Here is a 22,476-nt window from a genome sequence, read left to right on the forward strand (position 1 = left end):
CCATCTCACTTTAGTCAAAGAAGTCGCTAAAGAACCTCTTTAACCCTTCGGATCGGTTCTTCTTTTTCGGTTTAGGCCGTTTAGCCGGACGCTTGGTCCCGGTCGACTGCGGTTCCGGATTCTCGGGAGCGGACTCAGCCGCTTCCCGTTGCCGAATCTCGTCGGTCTCATCGGCCAACTGGGTCGAGCCCGTTAAGGCACTCTTAATCAGTAAATCGATCTCGCTGAGGCCCCCAAAGTAGTTCACTAACGCGAGCGCGAGGGTGAACGACGGGTGCCGCAAGCCCATTTGGTCGGGAATGTAGACCCGCACGTTGGTGTCAAACTCGTCGCTCGCCAGCTCCGTGATGCCCGGTAAGGCGGCCACGCCCCCGGTCAACACGATCCCACCGGGGAGTTCTAGTGCTTGGACCTTGTCCAGGTTGCGCCGGAGCCGTTTAAAGATCTGATCCAACCGCGCCTCGATGATCTCGGCTAAGTATTTTTCAGAAATTGGGGTCGGCTGACTCTGCCCCACCACGTCGACCGGGAACTCGTCTTCGTCACTGGCCTGCGTCGAATCGGCGTAACCGTAGTCGCGCTTCAGCTTCTCCGCACTATCCAGCGACGTGTTCAGGACCACGGAGATATCCTTGGTGATGAACTGACCGCCCTCTTGGTCGACGTCAATGTATTTCAGTTGATGGTCGTGAATCACGGCGGCCGTGGCTTGGCCCCCACCCAAATCGATCAGGATGGTCCCGAAGTCTTGCTCACCGTCATTCATCACCATCATCCCCTGGGCCATCGGGTTGATCACCGTGCCCCGGAGACGCAAGCCGGCCTGTTCGACCGCCTTACGGGTATTATGCATAATGGTCTTAGGCCCGGTAAACAGGGTGCCGTGCAGTTCTAGCCGCACGCCCACCATGCCCCGGGGGTCCTTGATACCGTCAAACCCATCGACCACGAACTCGTCGGGCAAAATGTCGACGACCTCGCGTTCGGGGGGCAGACTCTGAATCAAGGCAGCCGCCGCCACGTTGCGCACGTCGCGACCGGTAATTTCACGGGATTGGTCGTCAATGGCGATCATACCGTTGCAAGTTTCAATTTTTAACATGTTTGCGGGAATTCCCACAATGACATCGTGAATTTCGATACTGGCCTTTTCTTCGGCTTGTCGAACGGCGCGTTGAATCGCTTCAGCCGCCTTGTCAATATCCACGATCACGCCGCGGCTGACACCATTCGAACGTTCATTCCCCACGCCAATAACGTTCATTTGCCCTTTAACATTCTCAGCAACAATGACTTTTATTGAGGTGGTTCCTATATCGAGACCAACGTACATCCCTGAATTATCCATAGAAAAAGGAACCTCCTAAGCTAATCGATCTATTAACACGTATGAATTCGCTTTTTCTCCTAATTATTTTTCAGTTTACCACATTTACTAGGGGTTGAAAAAGCCTTATTAGCGCTTTTTAGCGCTGAAATCAAAATGACATTATTTCTTAAAGGGCGCGGAATACGCCCCCACTTCCAGATTAACGACACCTTTTTGTTTCATTTTGCTGGCAATGCTGGGATAGTACGCCATTTTCTTGGCAAACGTGCCAATCTTCGCGTACACCTCATTGCCATCGTTCATGAACAAGTGGACCCGGTCCGGATCCGTCTTGGTCGGGGCATCCTGAATCTCGCTGATGTTCCGCTTGATGGGCGCCGATAGCTGCGCGTACTGCAGGATCATGCGGTGCAGGGTCTTGGCCGACCGGAAGTTGCCGTAGACCGGCGTGCCACTCTTGGGCTGGGTCACCGAATCGTGACTCACGACGCCGTTCTCCAACACCTCGTAGTACTGGCCCTGCTTCATCACGTACCCCGCCGTCACGTATTCGACGACCTTGACCGTGACCCGGTTGGGGTGCTGAAACGCCACCGTGGTCCGCTTCAACCGCGAATTGTGCTGGGGCGCTTGCTGCGCCAGCCGCCGTTCGTGCCCCAGGACCTTAAAGATCGAATCCCCGGGGGCGATCCGGACGGCCCGCTGTACCTGCTTGGCCGACAAGGCTTGGGTCCCGCTGACCTTGACCGTCGCCACGTGACTCAGCGGCGAGATCAGGTAGACCATCACCAGGATCACCAGCCCAAAGCTCCCCAGAATCAGCCCCAGGCGCCGGGCCAGCTTGCGTTGCCGTTCGTGGCGCAGCCGGGGCAATTTATCCCCGATGCGTTTCGCCCGGCGAAAGAGCTTAGGCGTCTTGGCCTGCTTTTCACGTTGAGCAGCGCGGGACTGATAGGCCTCCCAGGGCGTCAATTCGTGCGGTTGCTGCGATTTATCTCGATTCAACCGGAACTTCACGGCCGCTCACCTCCACCCCAAGCTAAACGCTCAGGGGTTTATTTCTGTTGCAATGACAGGACCACGTCCAAGACCCGGTCGGCCGCATCCGGCACACCCAGGTGCTTCGAAGCGCTGGCCATGTCCTGCCGCAGCGCGTCGTCGTTCATCAGCTGATCAGCCTTGGCCACCAACGTCGTCCCCGACAGGTCGGCCTCGGTGATCATCTCCGCGGCCCCCACGTCGACCAACGACTTCGCGTTCTTGGTCTGGTGGTCCGCCGTGACGTACGGACTCGGAATCAGGATCGACGGAATCCCGTCGGCCGTGATCTCGGCCAAAGACGTCGCTCCGGCCCGCCCGACGATCGCCGCAACCCGGGGCAGCACCTCGGGCATGTTCGGGATATAGGGTTTCACCACCACATTATCAGCTACCTGGACGTTCTTCAACTGATCCATCACGCCATCGTACCGTTTTTGTCCCGTCACGAAGACGACCTGGTAGTTCCGCTGGTTGAAGGCGGGGATGGCGGCCACCGTGGCGCTGTTGATCTTCAGGGCCCCTTGGGAGCCCCCGAAGATCAGGAGCGTGGGCACGTCGTCGTGCAACCCGTATTCGTCCCACTGGAAGTGGCTTACGATCTCCGCGGCTTCCTGGGCCCGGGGGTTCCCCGTCTTGACCATCTTATTGGCGGGCAGCTGGTCGACCGCCGCGTCAAAGACGTACGCAATCTTATCGACGTAGCGACTCAGGAACTTGTTGGTCATCCCCACCACGCTATTCTGCTCATGGATCATCGTGGGTACGTGGAGTCGACTCGCCGCGTAGACCACGGCACCGGAGACGTAGCCCCCGGTCCCGACCACCACGTCGGGCTTAAAGTCGCGAATCATCTTCTTGGCTTCGTGCACGCTCTTCAAGAACAGGTAGACCGTCTTGAAATTCTCTAAGGACAGGGACCGCTTGAACCCCTGGATGCGTGTCGACTGGAACGGAATGCCCTTGGCCGGCACGATGGTGCTTTCGAGTCCGCGCTCGGACCCCACGTACATCACCTGTGCGTCGGGGTCGCGCTTCTTTAACGCTTTAATCAGGGCTAAGGCCGGGTAGATATGACCCCCGGTCCCCCCACCAGATACCATTAATCGCATTTAAGCTTCCTCCTGTTTACCCGTTAACTTTTCGACAGCTTTGATGAACCGGTCACCCCGGACTTCAAAGTTCGGGTATTGATCCCAACTGGCGTTGGCGGGCGACAACAGCACGATGTCGCCGGGGGCACTCAATTGATAGGCCAACGGGACCGCCGTCTCGACGTTATCCGTCATCTCAATTGTTGGAATACCCGCTTGCTTGGCCGTTTGGGCCAGGAGCTGAGCGGTCTGACCGAAGAGGATGATGGCCTTCACGTGATCCTTGAAGGCGGGAATCATCTTCTCGAAGGTGTAGCCCCGATCCAGGCCGCCGGCGAGCAAGACGACCGGCGCCTTGAAGCCCTTTAAGGCCATCTCCGTGGCTTCCATGTCCGTGGCCTTGGAGTCGTTGTAATACTGCCGTCCCTCGGCCTCTAACACGAATTGGGTCCGGTGCCGAACCCCGCCAAAGTTGCGCAGAACCGCCTTGATGGCCGCGGTGCTGACGCCCTTGAGCTTGGCCACGGCAATCGCCGCCAGGGCGTTTTCGATGTTGTGATCGCCGGGGACCTTCACCTCGTGGGCGGGCATGATGGCCTCGCCCCGGAAGTACAGCGTGCCATCCTTTTCGTAGGCGCCGTCTTCGGTGATGTCCTGCCGGGAGAACGGAACGACCTGGGCCTTAGATTGCTGGCTCAGTTCCCGCCATTCCGGATTATCGAAGTTGATGATGAAGTAATCGTCCGCCGTTTGATTAGCGGTGATCTTCATCTTAGCGGCCACGTAATTCGCCCGGGTCTTATGGTAATCCAGGTGATTGGAGAAAATGTTCGTGATCACGGCGATATGCGGGTGAAATTCGGTCGTGGCAACCAGCATGAAACTGGAGATCTCCACCACCAGCGTGTCGTCCGCGGTCACCTCTTGGGCGACCTTGCTGGCAGGGATGCCGATGTTGCCGGCATAGCGCGCATGGCCCGCCTTCCGGTCCCGGTCCAGCATCTTCTGGATCATCGTGGTCGTGGTGGTCTTCCCGTTGCTCCCGGTGACCGCGATCAGCTCGGCTTCGTTGACCTCGCTCGCCAGCTCCATCTCACCGGAAACCGGCAGGTGCAGTTCCTGGGCCCGCTGAATCACGGGAACGTCGTACGGGATGCCCGGGTTCTTGATGATCAGGTCGTACCCCGCGTCCAGGAGCGCCGGCGTCTGTTCACCGATCAGCACCTTGAACCCGGCGGCCTGTAACTCACGGGCTTCCTGATTCTTTTCTAAGGGTGTCACGTCACTGACCGTCACGTCGGCCCCCAATTTTTTAAGCAGCTTAGCGGCGTTGAACCCGCTCTTCGCAAGGCCCAATACCAAAACTTTTTTTCCCGTATACGTCGTAATCTGTTTCATAACTCCGTTCGCTCTCCATTCGTTTAATTGGCTGGCTGATGGTATTTAAAAAGGCTAACCGACCACTAACGAGCCGGTTAGCCCATTAGTCGTCAGGAAGGGATCCTTACTTGGCAAGCATGACCCACACACCACTGATGGCGGTGAGCAAGCCGACGGCCCAAAAAGTCAAATCAATCTTCCATTCACTCCATCCGAGCATCTCGAAATGGTGATGGATGGGACTCATCAGGAAAATCCGCTTCCCCGTCAACTTGAACGAGGCAACTTGCAAAATAACGCTGGCTGTCTCAATCACGTAGACCAACCCGATCCATAACAGGGACACTTCATGGTGCAGTAAAATCGCGACCGCGGCGAGCGCTCCCCCGAGGGCTAACGACCCGGTATCGCCCATGAAGATCTTGGCTGGTTTGTGATTAAAGAGCAGGAACCCTAAAAGGCTGCCGACTACGGCAAAACAAAAGAGACTAATATTCGTCTGATGCTGGGCCAGGGCCACGATGCCGTAGGCCGCAAAGGAGATGCTGGCCAACCCGCTGACGAGCCCATCAAGCCCGTCCGATAAGTTCACGGCGTTGGAGAACCCGACCAACCAGATAATGGCAAAGAGCGCGTACCAGCCGCCCATGTGCCAGGTCCCCAGACCGGGCAACTTTAGTTCCATGGGAAGCTGTTCGTGCACGTAGACCCAGAAAAGCAACAAGGCCCCAACAATCTGACCCAGTAACTTTTGCCACGCCTTCAATCCTTCATTTTGTCGGTGAAATAACTTGATACTGTCATCCCAGGCGCCCAAGGCCCCGTACAGGACCAGAATAAAGAGCAAGATCCAGGTGGTCGACAGCACGTGGTGCGGAGCCGTCAGCCAACTTGCGGCCAACGTCATCACCAGAATCGCAATGATGAAGAGTAAGCCCCCCATCGTAGGCGTTCCGGACTTCTTTTCGTGCCACGTTGGGCCCTCTTCACGAATCATCTGACCCTCGTGACGTGCCCGGAAGTACCGGATCAGTGACGGCATGAACGCCGCTGTAATGATGAAACCACCCACTAAGGGAAATCCTACTGTTATCATTTTCCTACTCAATCCTCATTCTCATTTATTTATTTTGTTTCAACGTCACGGTCAGGTTACTACCGGACGCGACGGTCGCGCCGCTCTTGAGGCTTTGCTTGGTCACGTACCCGTCACCGTTGACTGTCAACTTGATTCCCACTAACTGTGCTAATTTTACCACATCACCCTTGGACCAGCCCGTCAAACTTGGTAACGTGACGGTGCCGCCAGTCGATAAGAAGATGCGTTGCTGGTCGTACAGGCTGGTGCCCGCACTGACCGATTGCTGCTTGACCTGCGTGCCGCTGCCCAAGACCGTGACCGTGGCCCCGGCCTTGGTCAGTTGCTTGGTGGCAGCCGTCACGGTCTTACCCGTGACCGTCGGCATCTTCACCGTCTTGGTCGTGGCCGTCGTGTCCTCCTGGAGGGCCCGGGCCATGACCGGCTTCATGATCGACGCCAGCAGCTGGGTCGCCGTTTTGCTCCCCAGGTGCGGCTGCTTCATGGTGATGTACATCACGTACTTCGGATTATTGGCTGGCACCATGGCCGCCACGGAGTACAGGTAGTTATCGTCCCCGGATAGGTAGCCGGAGCTGCCGTTGCTGACCTGCGCGGTCCCGGTCTTGACGGCGACCTTATAGCCGCTCATCTTGTAGTCGCTCCCGATACCGTAAGACTTGTACACCACGTCTTCCATGTGTTTACGCACGGCCTTGGCCGTTGAGGCGGAGACCGGCTGGCCGACTGTCGTCGGTGAATAACTTTTTACCGTCTTATGGGTATTCGGGTCCACGACCTTGCTGATGACGTACGGCTTCATCATCTGACCGTTGTTACTGATAGCACTGAGCGCCTGCATCATCTGGAACACCGTGACCTGAATCCCTTGGCCAAAGGCGGTGTCCGCCTGCTCGATGGGCCGCGTAAAGGCAATGTTCCCACTCAATTCGCCCGGCAGACCCGAGTTCGTGCTCTGCAGGAAGTGGAATCGCTTGATGTAGCTCTTCCAGGTCTTGGCACCCATCTGTTGTTCGAGGTGCGCCATGGCCACGTTACTGGAGACCGCAAACCCCTTATTGTAGGTGATGGTCCCCCAACCGGACGTGTTCCAGTCGGGCACGACTTGGTTGCCGATGGTGTAGCGACCGGACTGGTACGTGGCGTTACCGTTATAGTGCCCACTATTAATCGAGGAGGCCAGTGTAAAGATTTTCATGGTCGACCCTGGTTCGTAAGCATCCTGAACCAACGTGTTCCGCCAGACCTGGTTGAGCCCGGACTTGGTCGTCGCGTTGAAGGTCGGCCGTTGCGTGGCGGCCAGGATGGCCCCGGTCTTCGCGTTCATCAGGACCGCGTTCATCGAGTTGGCCTTGACCTGGTCCTGGACGCTGCTCATTTCGGTCTCAAGCAGCGTCTGCAGCCGGGTGTCGAGCGTGGTGTACACGTTGTCCCCATTTTGGGCCTTCTTATACTTCTGCTTGGTTCCCGGTAGCTGGTAGCCGTACATGTCCTTCTTGATCTTCTGGGACCCGTCCGTCCCGGTCAGCTCCTTGTTAAAGGCCTGTTCGATACCCATCGTGCCCTTTAACGTGGTCTGCCCGTTGGCGGTCTGGGCCTGCGCCAACCCAATCAGGTGGGAGGCGAAGACCCCGTTCGGGTACAGGCGGGATTCCTGTTGGACAAAGTTGATGCCGCTCAGGTGGTAACTTTGAATCTTCTGTTTCGTCGACAACGAGATATTCTGCCCGGCCGTCCCGAATTCCACTTGAAACGCATTCTTGTTGCTGGGATTCAGGGTCGCCAGGGCCTTCTTCCGGCTGATTGGCAGATACTTCGCCAACACCGTGGCAATTTTTTCTTTATTCGTCGCGTACAGTTTCTGGCCGTTCAGACCAGTCTGCCGCTTGTCCAGAACAACGTAGAGGGAGTACACGCTGGTGTCTTCCGCGATGGGTTGGTTATTCGCATCGTAAATGGTTCCCCGCTTGGCCTTCAAGGTTTCGTTCGCCGTGTACAACCGCTGGGCGGCCGCACTGAGGTTGACGTTTTGAACCTTTTTCCCAATCGAGATATAGGCGAACCGCCCAACAATCACGCAAAAGAGCACAAAAAAAACCAAAAACAGAAACTGGCCAAAATGCTTCCGGTTTCTGCGCGTGTAACTATTCTTCATTGGTGGACGCTGAGGGGAATTGTTCATTATTTATTAACAGTCCTTATTCGCGCGTTATTCAAACTTAGTCCTTGCTTTTGGGCGATCTTATCCAACCGACTCCGACTCTGCAACTCATTGATCTGTTGCTGGGTGTTGGTGTTGCGATTCTGGTAAGTCGTCGTGGTCTGGGTGATCGACTGTAACTGATGCTGTGCGTTGTTCATCGCAATTTTTGAGGAAACCACGCACACCATCATGGCCGCTAAGATCAGCCCCCCCACCGTCAATAAGCACTTTTCGAACTTAGAGAGCGGGAGTTTCTGCCGCTGTGGTTGGCCCTGAGGTGTGGGCCGCACCTGCGGCTGGGGGTGTGCTATGTGCTGGCGTCGTTGGGGTTCTTGAGGTAGTGGAACCGCTTCTGCTAAACTATTCTGCGCCATAAATAATCATCTTCCTATGTCGATATTTATTTTATGAGTGAGTTGGGTCTAATTTTTCTAGGATCCGTAACTTGGCACTGTGCGCTCGGTGGTTCGCGGCGAGCTCATCGGCCGATGGCGTGATGGGCTTGCGGTTGACCAACCGATAATCGGGTTGCATGTCTTGCGGAATCACCGGCAAGCCGTGCGGGAGGTCGGGTAACGACGACTGCTCGCGGAACATGGTCTTGACCAGCCGGTCTTCCAACGACTGGAACGTGATCACGCTGATGCGGCCTTGGGGGGCCAACAGCTGAATCGCTTGTTCCAGTGAGGCTTCCAGGGCGCCGAGCTCGTCGTTGACGGCGATACGGATGGCCTGGAAGACCTTCTTGGCGGGATGGCCCCCGTGACGGCGCGCCGCCGCGGGAATTCCTTCCTTAATGATTTCGACCAATTGGCCGGTCGTGTCGATGGGCGCCGTGGCCCGGTGTCGTTCGATGGCCCGAGCAATCGGCTTGGCGAACTTTTCTTCGCCGTAGCGGTGAAAAATCCGCATCAGGTCGTTGAACGACCACTCGTTGACCACCGTCCAGGCCGTCAAGGGCGCTTGCTGATCCATCCGCATGTCCAACGGGGCGTCGTGCTGGTAACTGAACCCGCGGTCGGCCTCGTCGAATTGGGGCGAGGACACGCCCAGGTCATACAGGATGCCATCCACGTGGGTCACCCCGCGTTGGGCTAATTCCGCTTGAAGATTGCGGAAGTTGCTCTTGATAAACGTTACCTTACCGGCGGTTAACGCCGCCTTAAGATGCTCCTGATTATAGTCAATGGCCGTTTGGTCTTGGTCAAAGGCGTACAGGTGTCCGGTCGTCAGTTCATCGAGAATGTGCTGGCTGTGACCACCGCCACCTAACGTGCAGTCAACGTAAATTCCGGTTGGCTTGATGGCGAGGCCCGCCACCGCTTCATTCAAAAGAACCGTTACGTGATGAAAGTCTTCCATGAACACACTCCCTTCTTTAAAAGTCATTTTTCGTTAAAAATCGATCTTCTCAGCGATATCGTCAAAGTTTTCTTCAGCGGTGGTGGCAAAGGCCGTCCACCGATCGGCACTCCAAATTTCAAAGCGGTTGGCCACCCCCACGATCACACACTGTTTGGTAATCGCCGCGTGGTCGCGAAGGGGCTTCGGTAAGTTGATGCGTCCCTGCTTATCCAGCTCACATTCCGTGGCTGCCGAATAGAAGAACCGGACAAAGGCCCGGGCGTCCTTTCGGTTGAGTGGCAAGGCTTTCAGTTTCTCTTGCAGCGTCGCCCACTCCGATAACGGGTAACCGAATAAACAACCATCCATTCCGCGGGTCACCACGAAATGGTCGCCAAGTTGTTCTCTGAATTTGGCGGGGATAATTAGCCGTCCTTTGGTGTCAATTGAATGCTCAAATTCACCCATGAACATAGCCAATCCCCCTTACTTGTAACTATTCCCAAGTTTACCACACCCCCCCACTTTCTACCACAACGTTTCCGAATTTTTATAAATTAACGCACAAAGTCGCAAAAAGCCACGGCGAACAAGTGTTCACCGTGGCTGTGGGGGTCATTGATTATCTGCATAAATCGCGTTAATAATCAAAAATATTCATATTTATTCATTTTCTAACTAATCGTAAGTAAAAAGCACAAACTAAAGCCAACGACCCAATAAAGGTCGGTCAACCGCCAAAAAGTCTTCAGAAATTTGGGGTAAAGCAGCTCGTGATTGTGAATAGCTTGCAAAACGGCCACCCCGATCCCGATAACCATCCATCCGATCACTAACCATGGCAACAGTTGCCCGGCGCCCCGCGGAATCAGGAAGAGGCTACATAATAGGAAGAGGGGCGCCATCAGGTCCCACGTCAGCAGGTCGTGCGGCCACCGGTGCCGGAGTATACGCCGGGCCAAGCGAATGGCGGCCCATCCCAGTGCTAAAATGATCAGTTGTCCCGCTGGCGATGCCCAAAACGTCATGTTGCTCCCCCTCCCTTGACTTTCGACCCTCCATTATAAAGATTTATCCCCTGACTTGCAACGCAGATTCACGATTTATCTGCCGAAGAAATCGCGCGGAAGGTTGCAATTCAGTGAAGGCCACGGTAAACTAATTGGGTAGAAAATGCAGGCAAAGAGGTGGCTAAGTTCAGCATGGAAAAGAAAAAGAAATCGACGTTTCAAAAGATCACCAACGTGTTCGTTTGGATTATGATCATCGCAACTCTGGGATCATTAATCTTTGGCGCTATTTTCTCGTTGATGTAAACTCAGCAGCACATCCCTTAAGACACCAAAACACCCTAAGTCATCGCCAATTGGCCGTGACTTAGGGTGTTTTTTATTATCTGTTTAAATCGCTTAAGATGTCGGTGGCGCCGCGGAAGACGGAGCCGTGCTATCCGGCTGCTTGTACACCTGCCGCGGCTTACTGCCCTCTTGCGGGCCGATGTAGCCGCGTTGCTCCAGATCGTCAATGATCCGGGCGGCCCGGTTGTAGCCGATCCGGAAGCGCCGCTGCAGTAGCGACGTACTAGCCTTCTGTTGATCGACCACGAAGGCCAAGGCGTCGTCGAACAGCTCGTCATCGCTGTCGCCCTGTTCGGACTCCTGCATCTCCTCGTCCGTGACCACCATGTCGTCGTCATAGTCGGCCGTCTGCTGTTGCTTGATGAAGTCGACCACGTTGCTGACGTCTTCATCGGAGATAAAGGCCCCTTGGACCCGGACCGGCGAATTCGCATCGACCGGTTGGAAGAGCATGTCACCACGTCCCAGCAGCTTTTCAGCCCCGTTGGTGTCCAGAATAGTCCGGGAATCGATTCCGCTTGAAACCGCGAAGGCGATTCGGGACGGGACGTTGGCCTTGATCAGCCCGGTGATGACGTCGACGGACGGCCGTTGCGTCGCCAGGATCATGTGGACCCCGGCGGCCCGGCCCATCTGGGCTAAGCGGATAATGGCGTCTTCCACCTCGCTGGAGACCGTCATCATCAGATCGGCCAATTCATCGACGATGACCACGATGTACGGCAAGGTCGGCCGCGCCTGATTGTCGGCCGCGTTCGCCTTTTGGACAAAGGCGTTATACCCGGAGATTTTGCGTTGACCGAACTGGGAAAAAAGTTCGTAGCGCCGTTCCATCTCGGCAACGACCTTATGCAGCGCCCGGGCCGCCTTCTTCGGCTCCGACACGACCGGCGTCAACAGATGGGGAATGCCGTTGTAAACACTCAACTCCACCTTCTTCGGGTCGATCAGCATCATCTTCACCTGATCCGGTCGGGCGTTCATTAAGATACTGGTAATGATGCCGTTGATGGCCACGGACTTCCCGCTCCCGGTCGCCCCCGCAATCAGTAAGTGTGGCATCTTGGTCAGGTCCATGGTCACGACCTGACCGGTCACGTTCCGGCCCAGCGGCACCTCCAACGGCTTGTTGGGGTGCGGCGGCTGGGCCTCGACCACGTCGCGAAAGGCCACCGTGGAGACGTCCTTGTTGGGCACTTCGATCCCAATCAGGGACTTCCCGGGAATCGGCGCCTGAATCCGGATACCCTTGGCCGCCAACGCCAAGGCCAGGTCATCCGCGAGATTCACGATGCGGGACACCTTGACCCCGATAGCCGGATGCAGTTCGTACTCCGTCACGGACGGGCCTAAGCTGACGTTTTTGACCTCGGCATCGACGCCGAAGCTGTCCAACGTCTGTTTCAAAATCTTGGTATTGGCATCGATGGCGTTGATCTCCGCCGTCTGGTCAGTCGGCGGAACCTGCTTGAGCAGGTCCGGTGACGGCAACTGGTAATTCGGATCGACCGGGGCGGCGCTGACCAGCGCTTCCGGTTCGGTCGTCTCTGCCGCCGACTCATCGGCGGGCGCGGCCAAACTGGCAGCCGGAGCGGCGGGTTGCTCGTTGGCCGCCACGGTCACGTGGTAGCTGGGCTCAGCCGCGGCCGAAGACGCCGGAGCCGCCGAACTGGCGGCCGGGGCCTGACTGGCCGCAGGCGTTGCCGCGGGAGCCGTGGGTCGGGGCTTGGCCGGCCGTTGTTCACGCCGGGCCTGTAGGCGTTCGCCGCCCTGCTTGACGCCGGCCGCCACGGCCTGACTGCCACGCTGCAACCAGCCCAAGAGCCGTTGCAGGTACGGGGTCAGGTCACTCAGTGGAATCTGGAAGAAGACCAGGACCCCACCGGCCATGATGAACCAGGCCGCGATTTGCGCCCCCAACAGGTCAATCAGCCAGGCAATCACGGACAGCTCGATGGCGCCCCACAGGCCACCACCGTACTGTGCCGTGTGACCCCCGCTGATCAGGTCGGCCAGGCTGGCGTGCCAGACCGTGGCGATGAAGCCGCTATGTTGATCCGCCTGAATAAAGGCGTTGGCTGAAATCCAGAGCAGCCAGCCCCCGTAAATCAGGCCACTGCCCCATAAGTAATGGCGCGCGATGCGGGGCCAAGTCCCGGTGATGGCCAATGCCACCCCCAAGGCCCCGCCGATGACCAGGCCGACCTGGTAACTGTCGCCCACGAACACACGCATCAGGTTGGCGCAGAGTGTTCCCAGGAGACCCAGGTTAAAGAGTCCCAGACCGGCCAGCACCACAATCACTAGGCCCACCACGTTTCGCGTATACGGAAACGGTTGGGCCGTCTTTTTCTTGGTCGTCCGGCGCCGGGCCGGCTTGCGACGCGTTGTTTTTCGCTTGGTCGCCAACCAATCCCCCTCCTTTCACGAGCCTGAGACCAACGCCTCAGGCTCAGTTGTGTTCTCCGATTATTTGGTGCCAAATCGAGCGCAAACGGCAGCTGGTGCCACCCTTTGTCCGCCGCACCTTATTTTAATTTATCGTGAGGGTAGCGGTGAATCCGTTCCAGGTTCAGGAACGACTGTTGCCGCAGCACTTCGTAGATGACGATGGCGGCACTGTTCGAGAGGTTCAGGGCCCGGATGTGCTGATCGTCTTGCGGAATCCGAATACACTTTTCGGGATTCTGGCGCATGAAGGGTTCCGGTAACCCCGTGGTCTCCTTCCCGAACAAGAAGTAGTGGTCGTGGTCGTTAACCGTGTAGTCCGGTTCGGTGTAATCCTGCTCCGCGAACTTCGATACCAGGTAGAGTTGGGTGGGATCCGTCACCGTTTCCAAAAAGGCCGGCAGATTCTCGTGGTAGCGCACGTCCACCTTGTCCCAGTAATCCAGGCCGGCCCGCTTCAAGTGGGCATCGTCCACCGTGAAGCCCAAGGGCTTGATCAGGTCCAATACCGTGTCGGTACCGGCACAGGTCCGGGCGATGTTGCCGGTATTGGCGGGAAATAAGGGTTCAAATAACACAATGTGATTGGTCATAACAGTCTCTCTCCGATCTCTTTCTCAAACATTCGTTCTGTTTCACTAATTATAGTCAACTCCGCGACGCTTTGACAAGCGCTGGCCACGAAAAAAAAGCAGCTTCTCGGTGTGGGCACGGCGAGGGGCTACTTTAGTGAAGGTCAACTTGCCAGCCGCTAACAGTTACCCGCTGATATCGACCGTCAAACGATTTCTCATTTGTCAATATAACACGCCGTTGTCAGGTCTTCAAGGGGGGACGCGAGATTTTTTAAACGTTTTACCTAACTATTCCGCGCCTGTAAGAGCGTCACGTCGACGGTAATTTGTGAAAACGGCGCGGCGGCAACCGCGGCCAACCGGGCCTGATCCGCGCCCCAGTGCATCGGCGTCATCAGCATCAAATCGGCAAAGCGCTCCGGGGCGACCGGGACCTGATACCGAATCCGCTGGCTCGTCGCCGTTGGGTAGTGTTCCTGGAACAGGCGCAAGACGTTGCCGTTATCGTACTGGGCGTGGGCGTTACCGGCCGGGAAGATGGCCTGCCGCAGCTCGATCAGGTAGTCGGCGTTCGGAATCACCTTTAACAGTTGGCCGCCCGGTGCCAGGACTCGGTTAAATTCCTTGTAGGCCGAGGGCGAAAACAAATCTAAAATCGTCGTAAACTGGTGATCACTAAACGGCATCTGGGCCAAATCCGCCACGCAAAAGAACGCGTTGGTCGCCAACTGGGTGGCTAGATTGATACCCGGCTTGGACAGGTCGAAGCCGACCGCCGTATCGTCACCCGTCCGGTGAGCCAGCACGTCGGCCAGCGGGGTCCCCTCCCCGCAGCCCACGTCGAGGAGGGTCTCGGGGGCGCTCCCCAACTCGGCGGCAAAGGCGTCCGTGATGCCCGCAAACAAGCCGGCCTGTAACATCCGCCGCCGTGCGGCCAACATCGCATCGTCGTACTCACTCTTCACGGCACGCTGCATAAAGTACAGCATGCCCTTCTTCGATAGATCCACGTTATGCCCCTGGGGACAAACGAGGCTGTGGCCCACGACCTGCGCATAGGGCTGGTGACACACGGGACACCGAAACAATGCCGCGTGTTGACTTAAAAAGGCCGCGGCCCGATCAATTTTCTTCATGATAACCATTTTCTCCTTGTTTCTCAGATTCTGCTAGCGTGTAACCGCCGACGACTCCCTGATACCACTGGAACGTCTGGGTCACGATCACCCGGATGACCGCGTACCCCGGAATGCCCAGGATCACGCCGACGACCCCGAAGGCCTTGCCGGCAATCAACAGGACGAAGATGATGGTCAGCGGGTGGATCTTTAAGGAACTGCCCAGGACCAGCGGGGAAATCAGCCGGCCTTCCAGGGTCTGTTCGATGATAAAGACGATGAGGACCTTGACCAGCATCCAGGGGGACACCATGGCCGCCACCACGACGGCGGGAACCATGGCCAAAAACGACCCCAGGTACGGCACCAGGTTCAAGACCCCCGCGACCACGCCCAGCAACAGCGCGAACTTCAACCCGATGATCCAAAACCCCAGGTAAAAGAGGACCGCCACGATAAAGGCGACGATCAATTGTCCGCGGACGTAATTGCTGACCTGTCGGTTCATTTCGATCAACAGGTTCATGGCCGACTGGCGTTTCTTGATGGGCAATAAACGACTGAGGTACGCCGGCAAGCGGTGGCCGTCGCGTAAGAGGTAAAACAGGATGAACGGCGCCGTGACCAGCGCCACCACGATGCTCGCGATGCGGCTGACCACCCCGCCCACGGACGACCAGGTCGTCTGGGCCAGGTGCGACACGCTCCGGGACGACTGGTCGCTGAGCTGCTGATTGAGCTGATCCAGCTGCGCCCGCAGACTCCCCAGGCGCTCATCGTTCAGCCACTGATTCACGGTCCGGGTCAGCTCCTGCCAGTACTGGGGCCACTCATTCAAAAGGGTCACCGTCTGCCGCTGAATCAGCGGGACCACGCTTAAGATTCCCCAGACGAGCAACCCGGCGATCAGGATGAAGAGGCCCGTGATGGTCCACGACCGCGCCACGCCCCGGCGTTCCAGCCGGTCAACGACGGGATTCAGCAGGTAATACCCCACCCCCGCCAGGATAATGGGCAGGCTCACGATCTGGCCGACCAGGATCAGCGGGGTCGCCAGCCAGGGAACTTTACTTGCGACCAACAAAATGAGTAAAATAAGCAGTATAATCGTTAGGACCGAGACTAGGCGGTTATTGACCACCCAACTCCAGAACCACGAACGCGGCTTTTGTTCAGACTTCACAGGCGTGCCTCCCGTCAAATAAGTGGGTTTATTGTACCATACTCAGTGTTCGCCTGCCGAACAAACCGTTACCAGAAAGGATGAAGAACTTGTTACTCGTTGAACCATTACTGGAAAACTACGCCACCCTCCCCGCCGCCATTCAGGCGGGCGCTAAACGGGTGGCCCTCGCGGATAACCTCGCCGTGGGAGGAACCACCGTCAGCAAGGGCACCATGGCCGAAGCCACCCGCTACGCCCACGAACACCAGGTCAGCCTGGACCTGCTGATTGCACCGCGGGGCGGGGTCAGTCCCTACAATGACGTTGAGCTCAAGATCATGGAGGCCGACCTCCTCGAGGCCCAGCAACTGGGTGTCGACGGCGTCATCGTCGGCGCACTGACCGCCCAACGGCAGCTTGACCAGGAAGCGTTGCGCCCACTAGTGGCCGCGGCCGGCGGCATGTCGCTGACGCTGAGCACCGCCTTCGACCAGATCCGACCACAGGACCGGGGCGCCGCCATCGATTGGCTGGGCGTCCAGGGATTCGACCGGATTCTGAGCGTTGGGGCCGCCACGGACCGGCTCGCAGACTGGACGGCGACCCAGCGCTTAGCCGCCAGTGCCGGCATCGCCCTGGTGCCGACCAACGTGCCGGCGGATCAGGTCTCGGCCGTGGCCGAAAAACTCGGCGTGCACGAATTCTTAGGCACTCAGACACTCGCAAAGTAAGTCTCATTCAACGTCCGTCCGGTCGGGACCTCCCACGGACGCGACAAAAACAGGCAGGAAATTCTCTAAATGAGCGTTTCCTGCCTGTTTTTGTCGATTGCATCACTTTTAGGACGAAACGGGTTGTTCCGGTCGGGTCAGCGCCGCCAGCTCAGCGGGTGAGTGGCGCAAGAAGTCGTCCGGTCCCAACGTCCGCCCGTCGATATCGCTGACCTGTCGCGCCATCCACGGCCGGCCAAACAGTAATTCGTCGTAAGGCACCCGGTGACGGGTCAACCACTTGGTCGTGGCCCCGGCGCCGTAACGACTCACCTTCCCCAGATTTCCCGCATAGGTACTCATCTGTCGGGACGTGAACAGGATAATGTGGTACCCCGCCTCGTGGTAGCGGCGCAGTTGTTCCACGACGCGCGGCTGCGGGGCCACATCCAGGTACCCCTTCGTCTCCCCACCGGTGGCGCACAACGTGTGATCGATATTCACCAGTAACGTTAACGGCTTTGTCATGTCCGATCCCCCCAAGGTCATTCCGATGACCAGCTGATTCCACTCACGAAGTCTCCCCGCCTAAGGTTAATCCCCAAATCAACCAATAGGGTGCAATGATGAGGCGGCTTCGTTAGTGTGTCTTCTAGTTTACCGATTGGGCGGGGGCTTGAACACGATTCCGTGTCCGTTTTCTTCTTGAACTTTCTAAGCCATCAGGGGCGCCCCAGGGGGGTGGGACCTCCCTCAGGGTCTCCAAAAATAGGCAGGAAATTCTCAAATCGGGAATTTCCTGCCTATTTTGGTCTATTTATCCGATGCGAATCTCGTCAGCAGGGGCTGCCAGGCCGCCCAGACCCGCTCGGCGCTGTACCGCTGGACCGCCTGGTAAGCCGCTTGGCTGTAAGCCTCCCGCCGCGCGTCATCGGTCAGCAACGTCGTCATGGCGTGGGCCAGCCCCGCAATGTCGCCGTTTTGCGTCAGCCAACCACTGCGCTGGTCCTGGATGATCTCGGCGGGACCATACTTCACGTCGTTGGCCACCATGGGCAGCCCGTGTGCCTGCGCCTCCAGCAGCATCAGGGAGAACCCCTCCGCTCGACTGGGCAGCACGCCGAGTTGGGCCCGGTCGTAAACGGCGCCCACGTCGCTGGTGTACCCGCAAAAGCGGACCACCCCTTCCAGTCCCAGGTCGGCCACCTGCTGGCGCACCTTCTGCTCGGTATCACCGTTCGCGTAGCCCCAGAATTCCAGCCGGGCGGTCGGCACCTGGTGATAAACCCGGGCAAACGCTGCAACGGTGTGACTGGGCTGCTTTTCCGCGGCGACTCGCGCCACTTGGACGATGAGCCCCGCCTGCCGGTGCAGCCGCCGGTGCGGGTCCATCGGCGCCGCCACGTACCCGACCGGAATTGCGAAGGTCGGAATCGCGCTTCCAAACCGGGCCACGACGTCGTGCTGCTGGGCCACGGTCGCCGTGATGACGGCGTCCCACTGGTCCCAATTCACCAGCGCATTCTGGTAATTATTATTCAGCGGTGAATGCAGCATGTCCCGGGGGTCGCTTACGTGGTCGTTGTGCAGGTGCAGGACCTTCTTGGCGGCGGTCCGCATGTGGAAGAGCGCCCAGTCGCACTCCACGGTCCGGTCACAGATAAAGACGTTATGGAGTTCCTGGCGATTCAGGCAGTCGTAAAAGTAACGGGTCAGGTCGTTGAGCCCGGCAAAGGTCCGTGAGCAGCCCCGCGCATCGATCAACCGCCAACTCACCCGCTCGCGGTTGGCCCGCGTCAACAGGTGGGCCTTGATCAGCCGGACCCGACCGGCGGGATCGAGGTACTGTTCCTGGGCGATCTGCCCGTCCCCATCAAATAACTGGACCAGTCGGCGCACGCCCCGAACGTCCCACCAGGTCATCTTGACCGTTCGACCGGTGTTATCGAACGTTTGCACGTTGCTGACCTGCTCACTGTCCGCGCGCAGGTAAACGATGGCCAGCAACTGGTCGGCCACCGTGACCCGCCACTGCCGGTCCTTTTTGCTCAAGTCGGCCGCGGCCGGCCAGGACAGGTCCGCCAGCGTCACCGTCCGTTGGGCCGCGTGGTCACATTCGCAGAAAAATTCGAACAGGTTGACCACCTGTCGTCGCGCGAGTTGCGTGGCCACCAGCACGTCCGGGAGGGTCAGGGAAAACTGGCGGGTCACCAATTGTGCCGGCACCCCGTGGGCCGCAAACAACCGCAACCGAGCGATTTCGGCGTGTTCGATCCCCGACTGGGCCAACTGTAGGTTGTCGTTTAGAAAATAGTACATTCGTTAGCCTCCCTTCGTCAGCCAAGCCCGCCATTGCCGCCACACCTTCTCCGGCGTCCACGCCTGGGCACTGGCGTACGCCGCCAGGCTCATTCGGGTCAGGCGCGACGGGTCACTCAGCAACGCAACGATGGCGTTGGCCGCCCCCGCTTCGTCTCCCGCGGCCACCAAGTCGCCGTTCACCCCCGGGCGAATCAGCGCGGCGGGCCCGTAATCAAATCGGGTGCTGACCACCGGCAACCCGTGACTCAGGGCCTCGTACATTCCCAAGGGACCCCCATCGCTCGCCGCAACGGTGACCATCACCTGATAGTCGTCATACCGCTCGGCCAGGTCCGCCGTGTAGCCGGCAAAGGTGACCACGGAGGTCAGTTGGAGGTCCGCGACCAACGTTTTGAGTTGTTGGACGTAGGCCGGATTCCCGTACCCGTACAGGGTCAGCGTCACATCATCGATCCGTTGATGGATCAGCGCCACGATCCGTAAGAGCTGCTTGAGCCGTTTATCCGCGGCCAAGCGCCCCACGTACAGGAGGCTGTGTGGTCGCCGGCGCCCCATCGGCACCACCGGCAACGGCGGTAAGGCCACGGGCGGGATTGCGACCACGCGGGCCTGCGGGTACCGGGCCAGGATATCGGCCGCCTGCTGGGCCGTGTTGGTCACCAGCCCATCGAAACGCTCGAGGTGGGCAAAGGCCGGTTGCAAATAGCCGTCGAGCGCCGTGTGCCGGGGGTCACCGGGCAACGTCACGTGGTTGATCGGCAGGTAGAGCACCTTTTTCGCCACGTTTCCCAGTGCCAACAGGGCGGGAATCCCGGTTGCGGGCCGGTCGCTGATGAACGTCGCCGGTTCCCTGCGACTCAATTCCGCCAAGAAGAACGTGAAGAGCTCGTCACGGTCGGCAAAGTACCGGTCCCCCTGGTGCTGATAGTCGACCAGAATCAGCCGGGTCGTCACGGGGTGGCCCTGCGGATTGGCCGCAAAGTACTCCTCGATCACGGGATCGCCCTGAGGCGTGTAGTACGTCTGGGCCATCAACTGCCCGTTCTGCCCAAAAAACTGGGTCGCCGAACGGAACCCCCGCCAATCCCACAGGTCCTTGGCCGTCAAATTGCCCTGCGGATCCCAGAATTTCTGGGCGGCCACCCGCCCCACGGTTCCCGGCACGAAGCGGACCAGGCCCACCGGTACGTCACCGTTGGTCAGGCGGCTAAAGTTCGCCCCCACCCGAATCTCCAGCTCGGGCGACAGGGGCAGATCCACCGTACGGACCACGCGGGGCGTCACCCGCGTCGCCGCCTGAAAGTAATCGAACAGGTTCACCACGTCGTCTGCGACCAGGCCGAACGTGGCCAGGTTGCGGTGCAACAGGCAATCATAGGTCTTCGTCACGATCTTAGCCGGTTGGTGGGCCTGCCGAAAGAGCTTTACCCGGTTGATGGCGGCGTGCTCCACACTGGAATTCTGTGCTAATAGATACTCATTGATGAAGTAAAACATGGCCGTCCCTCCTCACAGCCGACCGGCTTGAAACCGGTCTCACGGTACGCTAATGAAAAACCGGTTCCCTATGCGGGATCCCGGTTGATTGGTAAAACGAGTTGTTCTTGGGCAATGACCGCGGCCATGTCGGCCGGTAGGGGCGCGTCACAGGTCACCCAGCGGTCCAAAAACGGTTGGTAGAACCGTAAGCGGGCACAGTGCAAGGCCTGCCGGTGAATCCAGGGGTTGCTCTGCCGGCCGTACAGCCAGTCCCCCACCAGCGGGTGCCCAATTGACTGACAGTGGACCCGAATCTGGTGGGTCCGGCCGGTGTGGAGTTTCACGGCCAACAGGCTCGCACTCCGCGAACGAGACCGCACCCAGATCTCCGTCTGGGCCGCCCGTCCGTCCGGTCGTACCTGCCGCTTGATGAAGGACCCCGCCGCACGACCGATGGGCCGGTCGATCAGCTGATGATCCGGCGTGATTCGGCCCGTGGCCACCGCCACGTAGCGTTTGTCCAGCTGGCCGAGCTTCATCTGCTTGTCCAGGATCGAGTGGGCAAAGTGGTGTTTGGCGAACAGGACCGCCCCGCTGGTCTCCCGGTCCAACCGGGTCACGATGTGGGTCACCGTGCTGGGCGCGTGAATCGCCGTGAGGTGGCCCTTGACCCGGTTAGCCAGGGTATCGTCCGGATACAGGTGCGACGGCACCGAGGCCATCTCGGCCGGCTTATTGACCACCAGGAAGTGCTCATCTTCGTACAGGATGGCTAACGGCCCATCAGACGTCGCCACGTGGTCGTTCGGGGCCTCCGGGGGCAATTGCAGGCCCACCCGTTGACCGGGATTGGCCATCGCGATCACCCGCACCGGCTGGCCGTCGAGGGTGACGATGCCGCCATGGAACTTGACCTGCTTCAGGTAGGTCCGGGTCACCCCGTGGGCCATCAGCACGGTCCGCACGTGTTCGGGCGCTGGACCGGTCACAGTCCACTCGAAGGCCGTCACGAGGATTCCCGTCCGATGAAGGACGCCTCGACCCGTTGCCAGAAATGGGTGTGCCGGTATTCCGCAAAGGCGATGCGTTGCCGGGCGATCCGGTAATTGATGGCCTTAATGGGCCGCCCCTCGATGCTGAGCTGGTCGCACATTAGGACGTTATCGGTTGCCTCGGCGGGCTCGATGCGAATCCACTCGTCCGCCGGAATGATCAGTGGCGACCCCAACGTTCGAAAGACTAAATTGTTAATGGAGGCAATTTCCGCCATCTGGATGGCGTTGAACCGGGGATTCAAGACGGCCCCTCCCACGGACTTGTTATAGGCCGTGGAGCCGGTCGGTGTCGAGATACACAGGCCATCCCCCCGAAAACTTTCGAAGAGTTCGCCCTTGATGTAGACGTCGGCCACCATGGTCCCCGAGACCTTCTTGATAGTCGACTCGTTCAGGGCCAACGCCTGGTCGGGCTGGGTCCCGTCCGCGTACTCCACCTGAATGTTCAACAACGGGTAGCTGACGCTTTGGCGGTTATCCTGAATCAGGCTTTGAATCAGGTCGTTGACCTCGTAATCGCGCCAGTCGGTGTAGAACCCCAGGTGACCCGTGTGGATCCCGACGAAGCGAATCTTGTCCAGCCGGTCACTGTAGTGGTGGAAGGCCGACAGGAGGGTCCCGTCGCCGCCAACGGTCACCACGATGTCTGGGTTCAGACTATCGATGGTCAGACCAGCCGCGGTCAGTCCCCGGTGCAGGGCGGTGGCCACCTGCCGGGAAGATTGGCCGTTATTACTAAAGATAGAAACTTTCATAAC

Annotated in this window: 21 protein-coding genes; 2 read left to right on the forward strand and 19 right to left on the reverse strand. The window is 58.5% G+C overall.

Annotated features, from left to right (window positions below):
* Nucleotides 1-10: 10 nt before the first annotated feature.
* From ftsA to FD37_RS00995, 10 genes are all read right to left on the reverse strand, one after another.
* Nucleotides 11-1,348 (reverse strand): cell division protein FtsA, encoded by a 1,338-nt coding sequence (ftsA, locus tag FD37_RS00950; protein ID WP_056962814.1) that lies wholly within the window; start codon nucleotides 1,346-1,348, stop codon nucleotides 11-13.
* 141 nt (nucleotides 1,349-1,489) lie between these two features.
* Nucleotides 1,490-2,347, reverse strand: coding sequence for a cell division protein FtsQ/DivIB (locus FD37_RS00955; RefSeq protein WP_045808018.1), 858 nt, complete (start codon nucleotides 2,345-2,347; stop codon nucleotides 1,490-1,492).
* Between the two features lie 38 nt (nucleotides 2,348-2,385).
* Nucleotides 2,386-3,480: an undecaprenyldiphospho-muramoylpentapeptide beta-N-acetylglucosaminyltransferase gene (murG, locus tag FD37_RS00960; protein ID WP_056962816.1), complete on the reverse strand. Its 1,095-nt coding sequence runs from the start codon at nucleotides 3,478-3,480 to the stop codon at nucleotides 2,386-2,388.
* Nucleotides 3,481-4,860 (reverse strand): UDP-N-acetylmuramoyl-L-alanine--D-glutamate ligase, encoded by a 1,380-nt coding sequence (gene murD, locus FD37_RS00965; RefSeq protein ID WP_056962818.1) that lies wholly within the window; start codon nucleotides 4,858-4,860, stop codon nucleotides 3,481-3,483.
* A gap of 106 nt (nucleotides 4,861-4,966) precedes the next feature.
* Entirely contained in the window at nucleotides 4,967-5,938 is a 972-nt protein-coding gene (gene mraY, locus FD37_RS00970; protein WP_056962820.1) for a phospho-N-acetylmuramoyl-pentapeptide-transferase, read from the reverse strand.
* Nucleotides 5,939-5,963: 25 nt separating this feature from the next.
* Nucleotides 5,964-8,123 carry a penicillin-binding transpeptidase domain-containing protein gene (locus FD37_RS00975; protein WP_056962822.1) on the reverse strand — a complete coding sequence of 720 codons (2,160 nt, stop codon included), beginning with the start codon at nucleotides 8,121-8,123 and terminating at the stop codon, nucleotides 5,964-5,966.
* A complete protein-coding gene (gene ftsL, locus FD37_RS00980; protein ID WP_045808023.1) occupies nucleotides 8,123-8,518 on the reverse strand; it encodes a cell division protein FtsL in 396 nt (131 codons plus the stop codon). The genes FD37_RS00975 and ftsL overlap by 1 nt, the downstream gene beginning before the upstream one ends.
* A gap of 31 nt (nucleotides 8,519-8,549) precedes the next feature.
* Nucleotides 8,550-9,506, reverse strand: a complete 957-nt coding sequence (gene rsmH / locus FD37_RS00985; protein WP_056962824.1) for a 16S rRNA (cytosine(1402)-N(4))-methyltransferase RsmH — start codon at nucleotides 9,504-9,506, stop codon at nucleotides 8,550-8,552.
* Between the two features lie 33 nt (nucleotides 9,507-9,539).
* Nucleotides 9,540-9,962 (reverse strand): division/cell wall cluster transcriptional repressor MraZ, encoded by a 423-nt coding sequence (gene mraZ / locus FD37_RS00990; RefSeq protein ID WP_045808025.1) that lies wholly within the window; start codon nucleotides 9,960-9,962, stop codon nucleotides 9,540-9,542.
* Between the two features lie 200 nt (nucleotides 9,963-10,162).
* Nucleotides 10,163-10,516: a DUF3397 family protein gene (locus FD37_RS00995; RefSeq protein WP_056962826.1), complete on the reverse strand. Its 354-nt coding sequence runs from the start codon at nucleotides 10,514-10,516 to the stop codon at nucleotides 10,163-10,165.
* A 174-nt stretch (nucleotides 10,517-10,690) separates the two neighbouring features.
* Between FD37_RS00995 and FD37_RS12510 the strand changes: the two genes are divergently transcribed.
* The gene (locus FD37_RS12510) at nucleotides 10,691-10,804 is read left to right on the forward strand and encodes a DUF4044 domain-containing protein (RefSeq protein WP_024746051.1); all 114 of its coding nucleotides are present in this window, start codon (nucleotides 10,691-10,693) and stop codon (nucleotides 10,802-10,804) included.
* A 93-nt stretch (nucleotides 10,805-10,897) separates the two neighbouring features.
* On the opposite strand, the gene FD37_RS01000 is transcribed toward FD37_RS12510, so the two are convergent.
* The 4 genes from FD37_RS01000 to FD37_RS01015 form a co-directional block, all read right to left on the reverse strand.
* Nucleotides 10,898-13,255, reverse strand: a complete 2,358-nt coding sequence (locus FD37_RS01000; RefSeq protein WP_056962828.1) for a DNA translocase FtsK — start codon at nucleotides 13,253-13,255, stop codon at nucleotides 10,898-10,900.
* A gap of 119 nt (nucleotides 13,256-13,374) precedes the next feature.
* Nucleotides 13,375-13,887 (reverse strand): tRNA (cytidine(34)-2'-O)-methyltransferase, encoded by a 513-nt coding sequence (locus FD37_RS01005; RefSeq protein WP_045808103.1) that lies wholly within the window; start codon nucleotides 13,885-13,887, stop codon nucleotides 13,375-13,377.
* Nucleotides 13,888-14,153: 266 nt separating this feature from the next.
* Nucleotides 14,154-15,005, reverse strand: a complete 852-nt coding sequence (locus FD37_RS01010) for a methyltransferase domain-containing protein (protein ID WP_045808102.1) — start codon at nucleotides 15,003-15,005, stop codon at nucleotides 14,154-14,156.
* Nucleotides 14,992-16,170, reverse strand: a complete 1,179-nt coding sequence (locus FD37_RS01015; RefSeq protein WP_056962830.1) for an AI-2E family transporter — start codon at nucleotides 16,168-16,170, stop codon at nucleotides 14,992-14,994. The genes FD37_RS01010 and FD37_RS01015 overlap by 14 nt, the downstream gene beginning before the upstream one ends.
* An 80-nt stretch (nucleotides 16,171-16,250) precedes the next feature.
* Between FD37_RS01015 and FD37_RS01020 the strand changes: the two genes are divergently transcribed.
* Entirely contained in the window at nucleotides 16,251-16,883 is a 633-nt protein-coding gene (locus FD37_RS01020) for a copper homeostasis protein CutC (RefSeq protein ID WP_371862576.1), read from the forward strand.
* Between the two features lie 108 nt (nucleotides 16,884-16,991).
* On the opposite strand, the gene FD37_RS01025 is transcribed toward FD37_RS01020, so the two are convergent.
* The 5 genes from FD37_RS01025 to FD37_RS01045 all read right to left on the reverse strand — a co-directional run bounded on the left by FD37_RS01025 (nucleotide 16,992) and on the right by FD37_RS01045 (nucleotide 22,473).
* Nucleotides 16,992-17,390, reverse strand: a complete 399-nt coding sequence (locus FD37_RS01025; RefSeq protein ID WP_056962831.1) for an HAD family hydrolase — start codon at nucleotides 17,388-17,390, stop codon at nucleotides 16,992-16,994.
* Nucleotides 17,391-17,675: 285 nt separating this feature from the next.
* Nucleotides 17,676-19,181: a glycosyltransferase family 4 protein gene (locus FD37_RS01030; RefSeq protein WP_056962834.1), complete on the reverse strand. Its 1,506-nt coding sequence runs from the start codon at nucleotides 19,179-19,181 to the stop codon at nucleotides 17,676-17,678.
* Between the two features lie 3 nt (nucleotides 19,182-19,184).
* A complete protein-coding gene (gene asp1 / locus FD37_RS01035; protein ID WP_056962836.1) occupies nucleotides 19,185-20,681 on the reverse strand; it encodes an accessory Sec system glycosyltransferase Asp1 in 1,497 nt (498 codons plus the stop codon).
* Nucleotides 20,682-20,749: 68 nt separating this feature from the next.
* Nucleotides 20,750-21,673, reverse strand: coding sequence for an RluA family pseudouridine synthase (locus tag FD37_RS01040; protein WP_056962838.1), 924 nt, complete (start codon nucleotides 21,671-21,673; stop codon nucleotides 20,750-20,752).
* Nucleotides 21,670-22,473, reverse strand: a complete 804-nt coding sequence (locus tag FD37_RS01045) for an NAD kinase (RefSeq protein WP_045808096.1) — start codon at nucleotides 22,471-22,473, stop codon at nucleotides 21,670-21,672. Before FD37_RS01045 ends, FD37_RS01040 begins: the two co-directional genes overlap by 4 nt.
* Nucleotides 22,474-22,476: the final 3 nt, after the last annotated feature.

It is taken from the genome of Levilactobacillus spicheri DSM 15429 (genome assembly GCF_001435095.1).
In the GTDB taxonomy this organism is placed as follows: Bacteria; Bacillota; Bacilli; order Lactobacillales; family Lactobacillaceae; genus Levilactobacillus; species Levilactobacillus spicheri.

What these genes read in the sequence shown, in the direction of transcription:
- murG (WP_056962816.1), bottom strand. Translation starts at nt 3,480, where the DNA reads ATGCGATTAATGGTATCTGGTGGGGGGACCGGGGGTCATATCTACCCG.
- ftsA (WP_056962814.1), bottom strand. Translation starts at nt 1,348, where the DNA reads ATGGATAATTCAGGGATGTACGTTGGTCTCGATATAGGAACCACCTCA.
- FD37_RS01010 (WP_045808102.1), bottom strand. Translation starts at nt 15,005, where the DNA reads ATGAAGAAAATTGATCGGGCCGCGGCCTTTTTAAGTCAACACGCGGCA.
- FD37_RS00995 (WP_056962826.1), bottom strand. Translation starts at nt 10,516, where the DNA reads ATGACGTTTTGGGCATCGCCAGCGGGACAACTGATCATTTTAGCACTG.
- FD37_RS01030 (WP_056962834.1), bottom strand. Translation starts at nt 19,181, where the DNA reads ATGTACTATTTTCTAAACGACAACCTACAGTTGGCCCAGTCGGGGATC.
- mraY (WP_056962820.1), bottom strand. Translation starts at nt 5,938, where the DNA reads ATGATAACAGTAGGATTTCCCTTAGTGGGTGGTTTCATCATTACAGCG.
- murD (WP_056962818.1), bottom strand. Translation starts at nt 4,860, where the DNA reads ATGAAACAGATTACGACGTATACGGGAAAAAAAGTTTTGGTATTGGGC.
- ftsL (WP_045808023.1), bottom strand. Translation starts at nt 8,518, where the DNA reads ATGGCGCAGAATAGTTTAGCAGAAGCGGTTCCACTACCTCAAGAACCC.
- FD37_RS01045 (WP_045808096.1), bottom strand. Translation starts at nt 22,473, where the DNA reads ATGAAAGTTTCTATCTTTAGTAATAACGGCCAATCTTCCCGGCAGGTG.
- asp1 (WP_056962836.1), bottom strand. Translation starts at nt 20,681, where the DNA reads ATGTTTTACTTCATCAATGAGTATCTATTAGCACAGAATTCCAGTGTG.
- rsmH (WP_056962824.1), bottom strand. Translation starts at nt 9,506, where the DNA reads ATGGAAGACTTTCATCACGTAACGGTTCTTTTGAATGAAGCGGTGGCG.
- mraZ (WP_045808025.1), bottom strand. Translation starts at nt 9,962, where the DNA reads ATGTTCATGGGTGAATTTGAGCATTCAATTGACACCAAAGGACGGCTA.
- FD37_RS01005 (WP_045808103.1), bottom strand. Translation starts at nt 13,887, where the DNA reads ATGACCAATCACATTGTGTTATTTGAACCCTTATTTCCCGCCAATACC.
- FD37_RS12510 (WP_024746051.1), top strand. Translation starts at nt 10,691, where the DNA reads ATGGAAAAGAAAAAGAAATCGACGTTTCAAAAGATCACCAACGTGTTC.
- FD37_RS01020 (WP_371862576.1), top strand. Translation starts at nt 16,251, where the DNA reads ATGAAGAACTTGTTACTCGTTGAACCATTACTGGAAAACTACGCCACC.
- FD37_RS01025 (WP_056962831.1), bottom strand. Translation starts at nt 17,390, where the DNA reads ATGACAAAGCCGTTAACGTTACTGGTGAATATCGATCACACGTTGTGC.
- FD37_RS00975 (WP_056962822.1), bottom strand. Translation starts at nt 8,123, where the DNA reads ATGAACAATTCCCCTCAGCGTCCACCAATGAAGAATAGTTACACGCGC.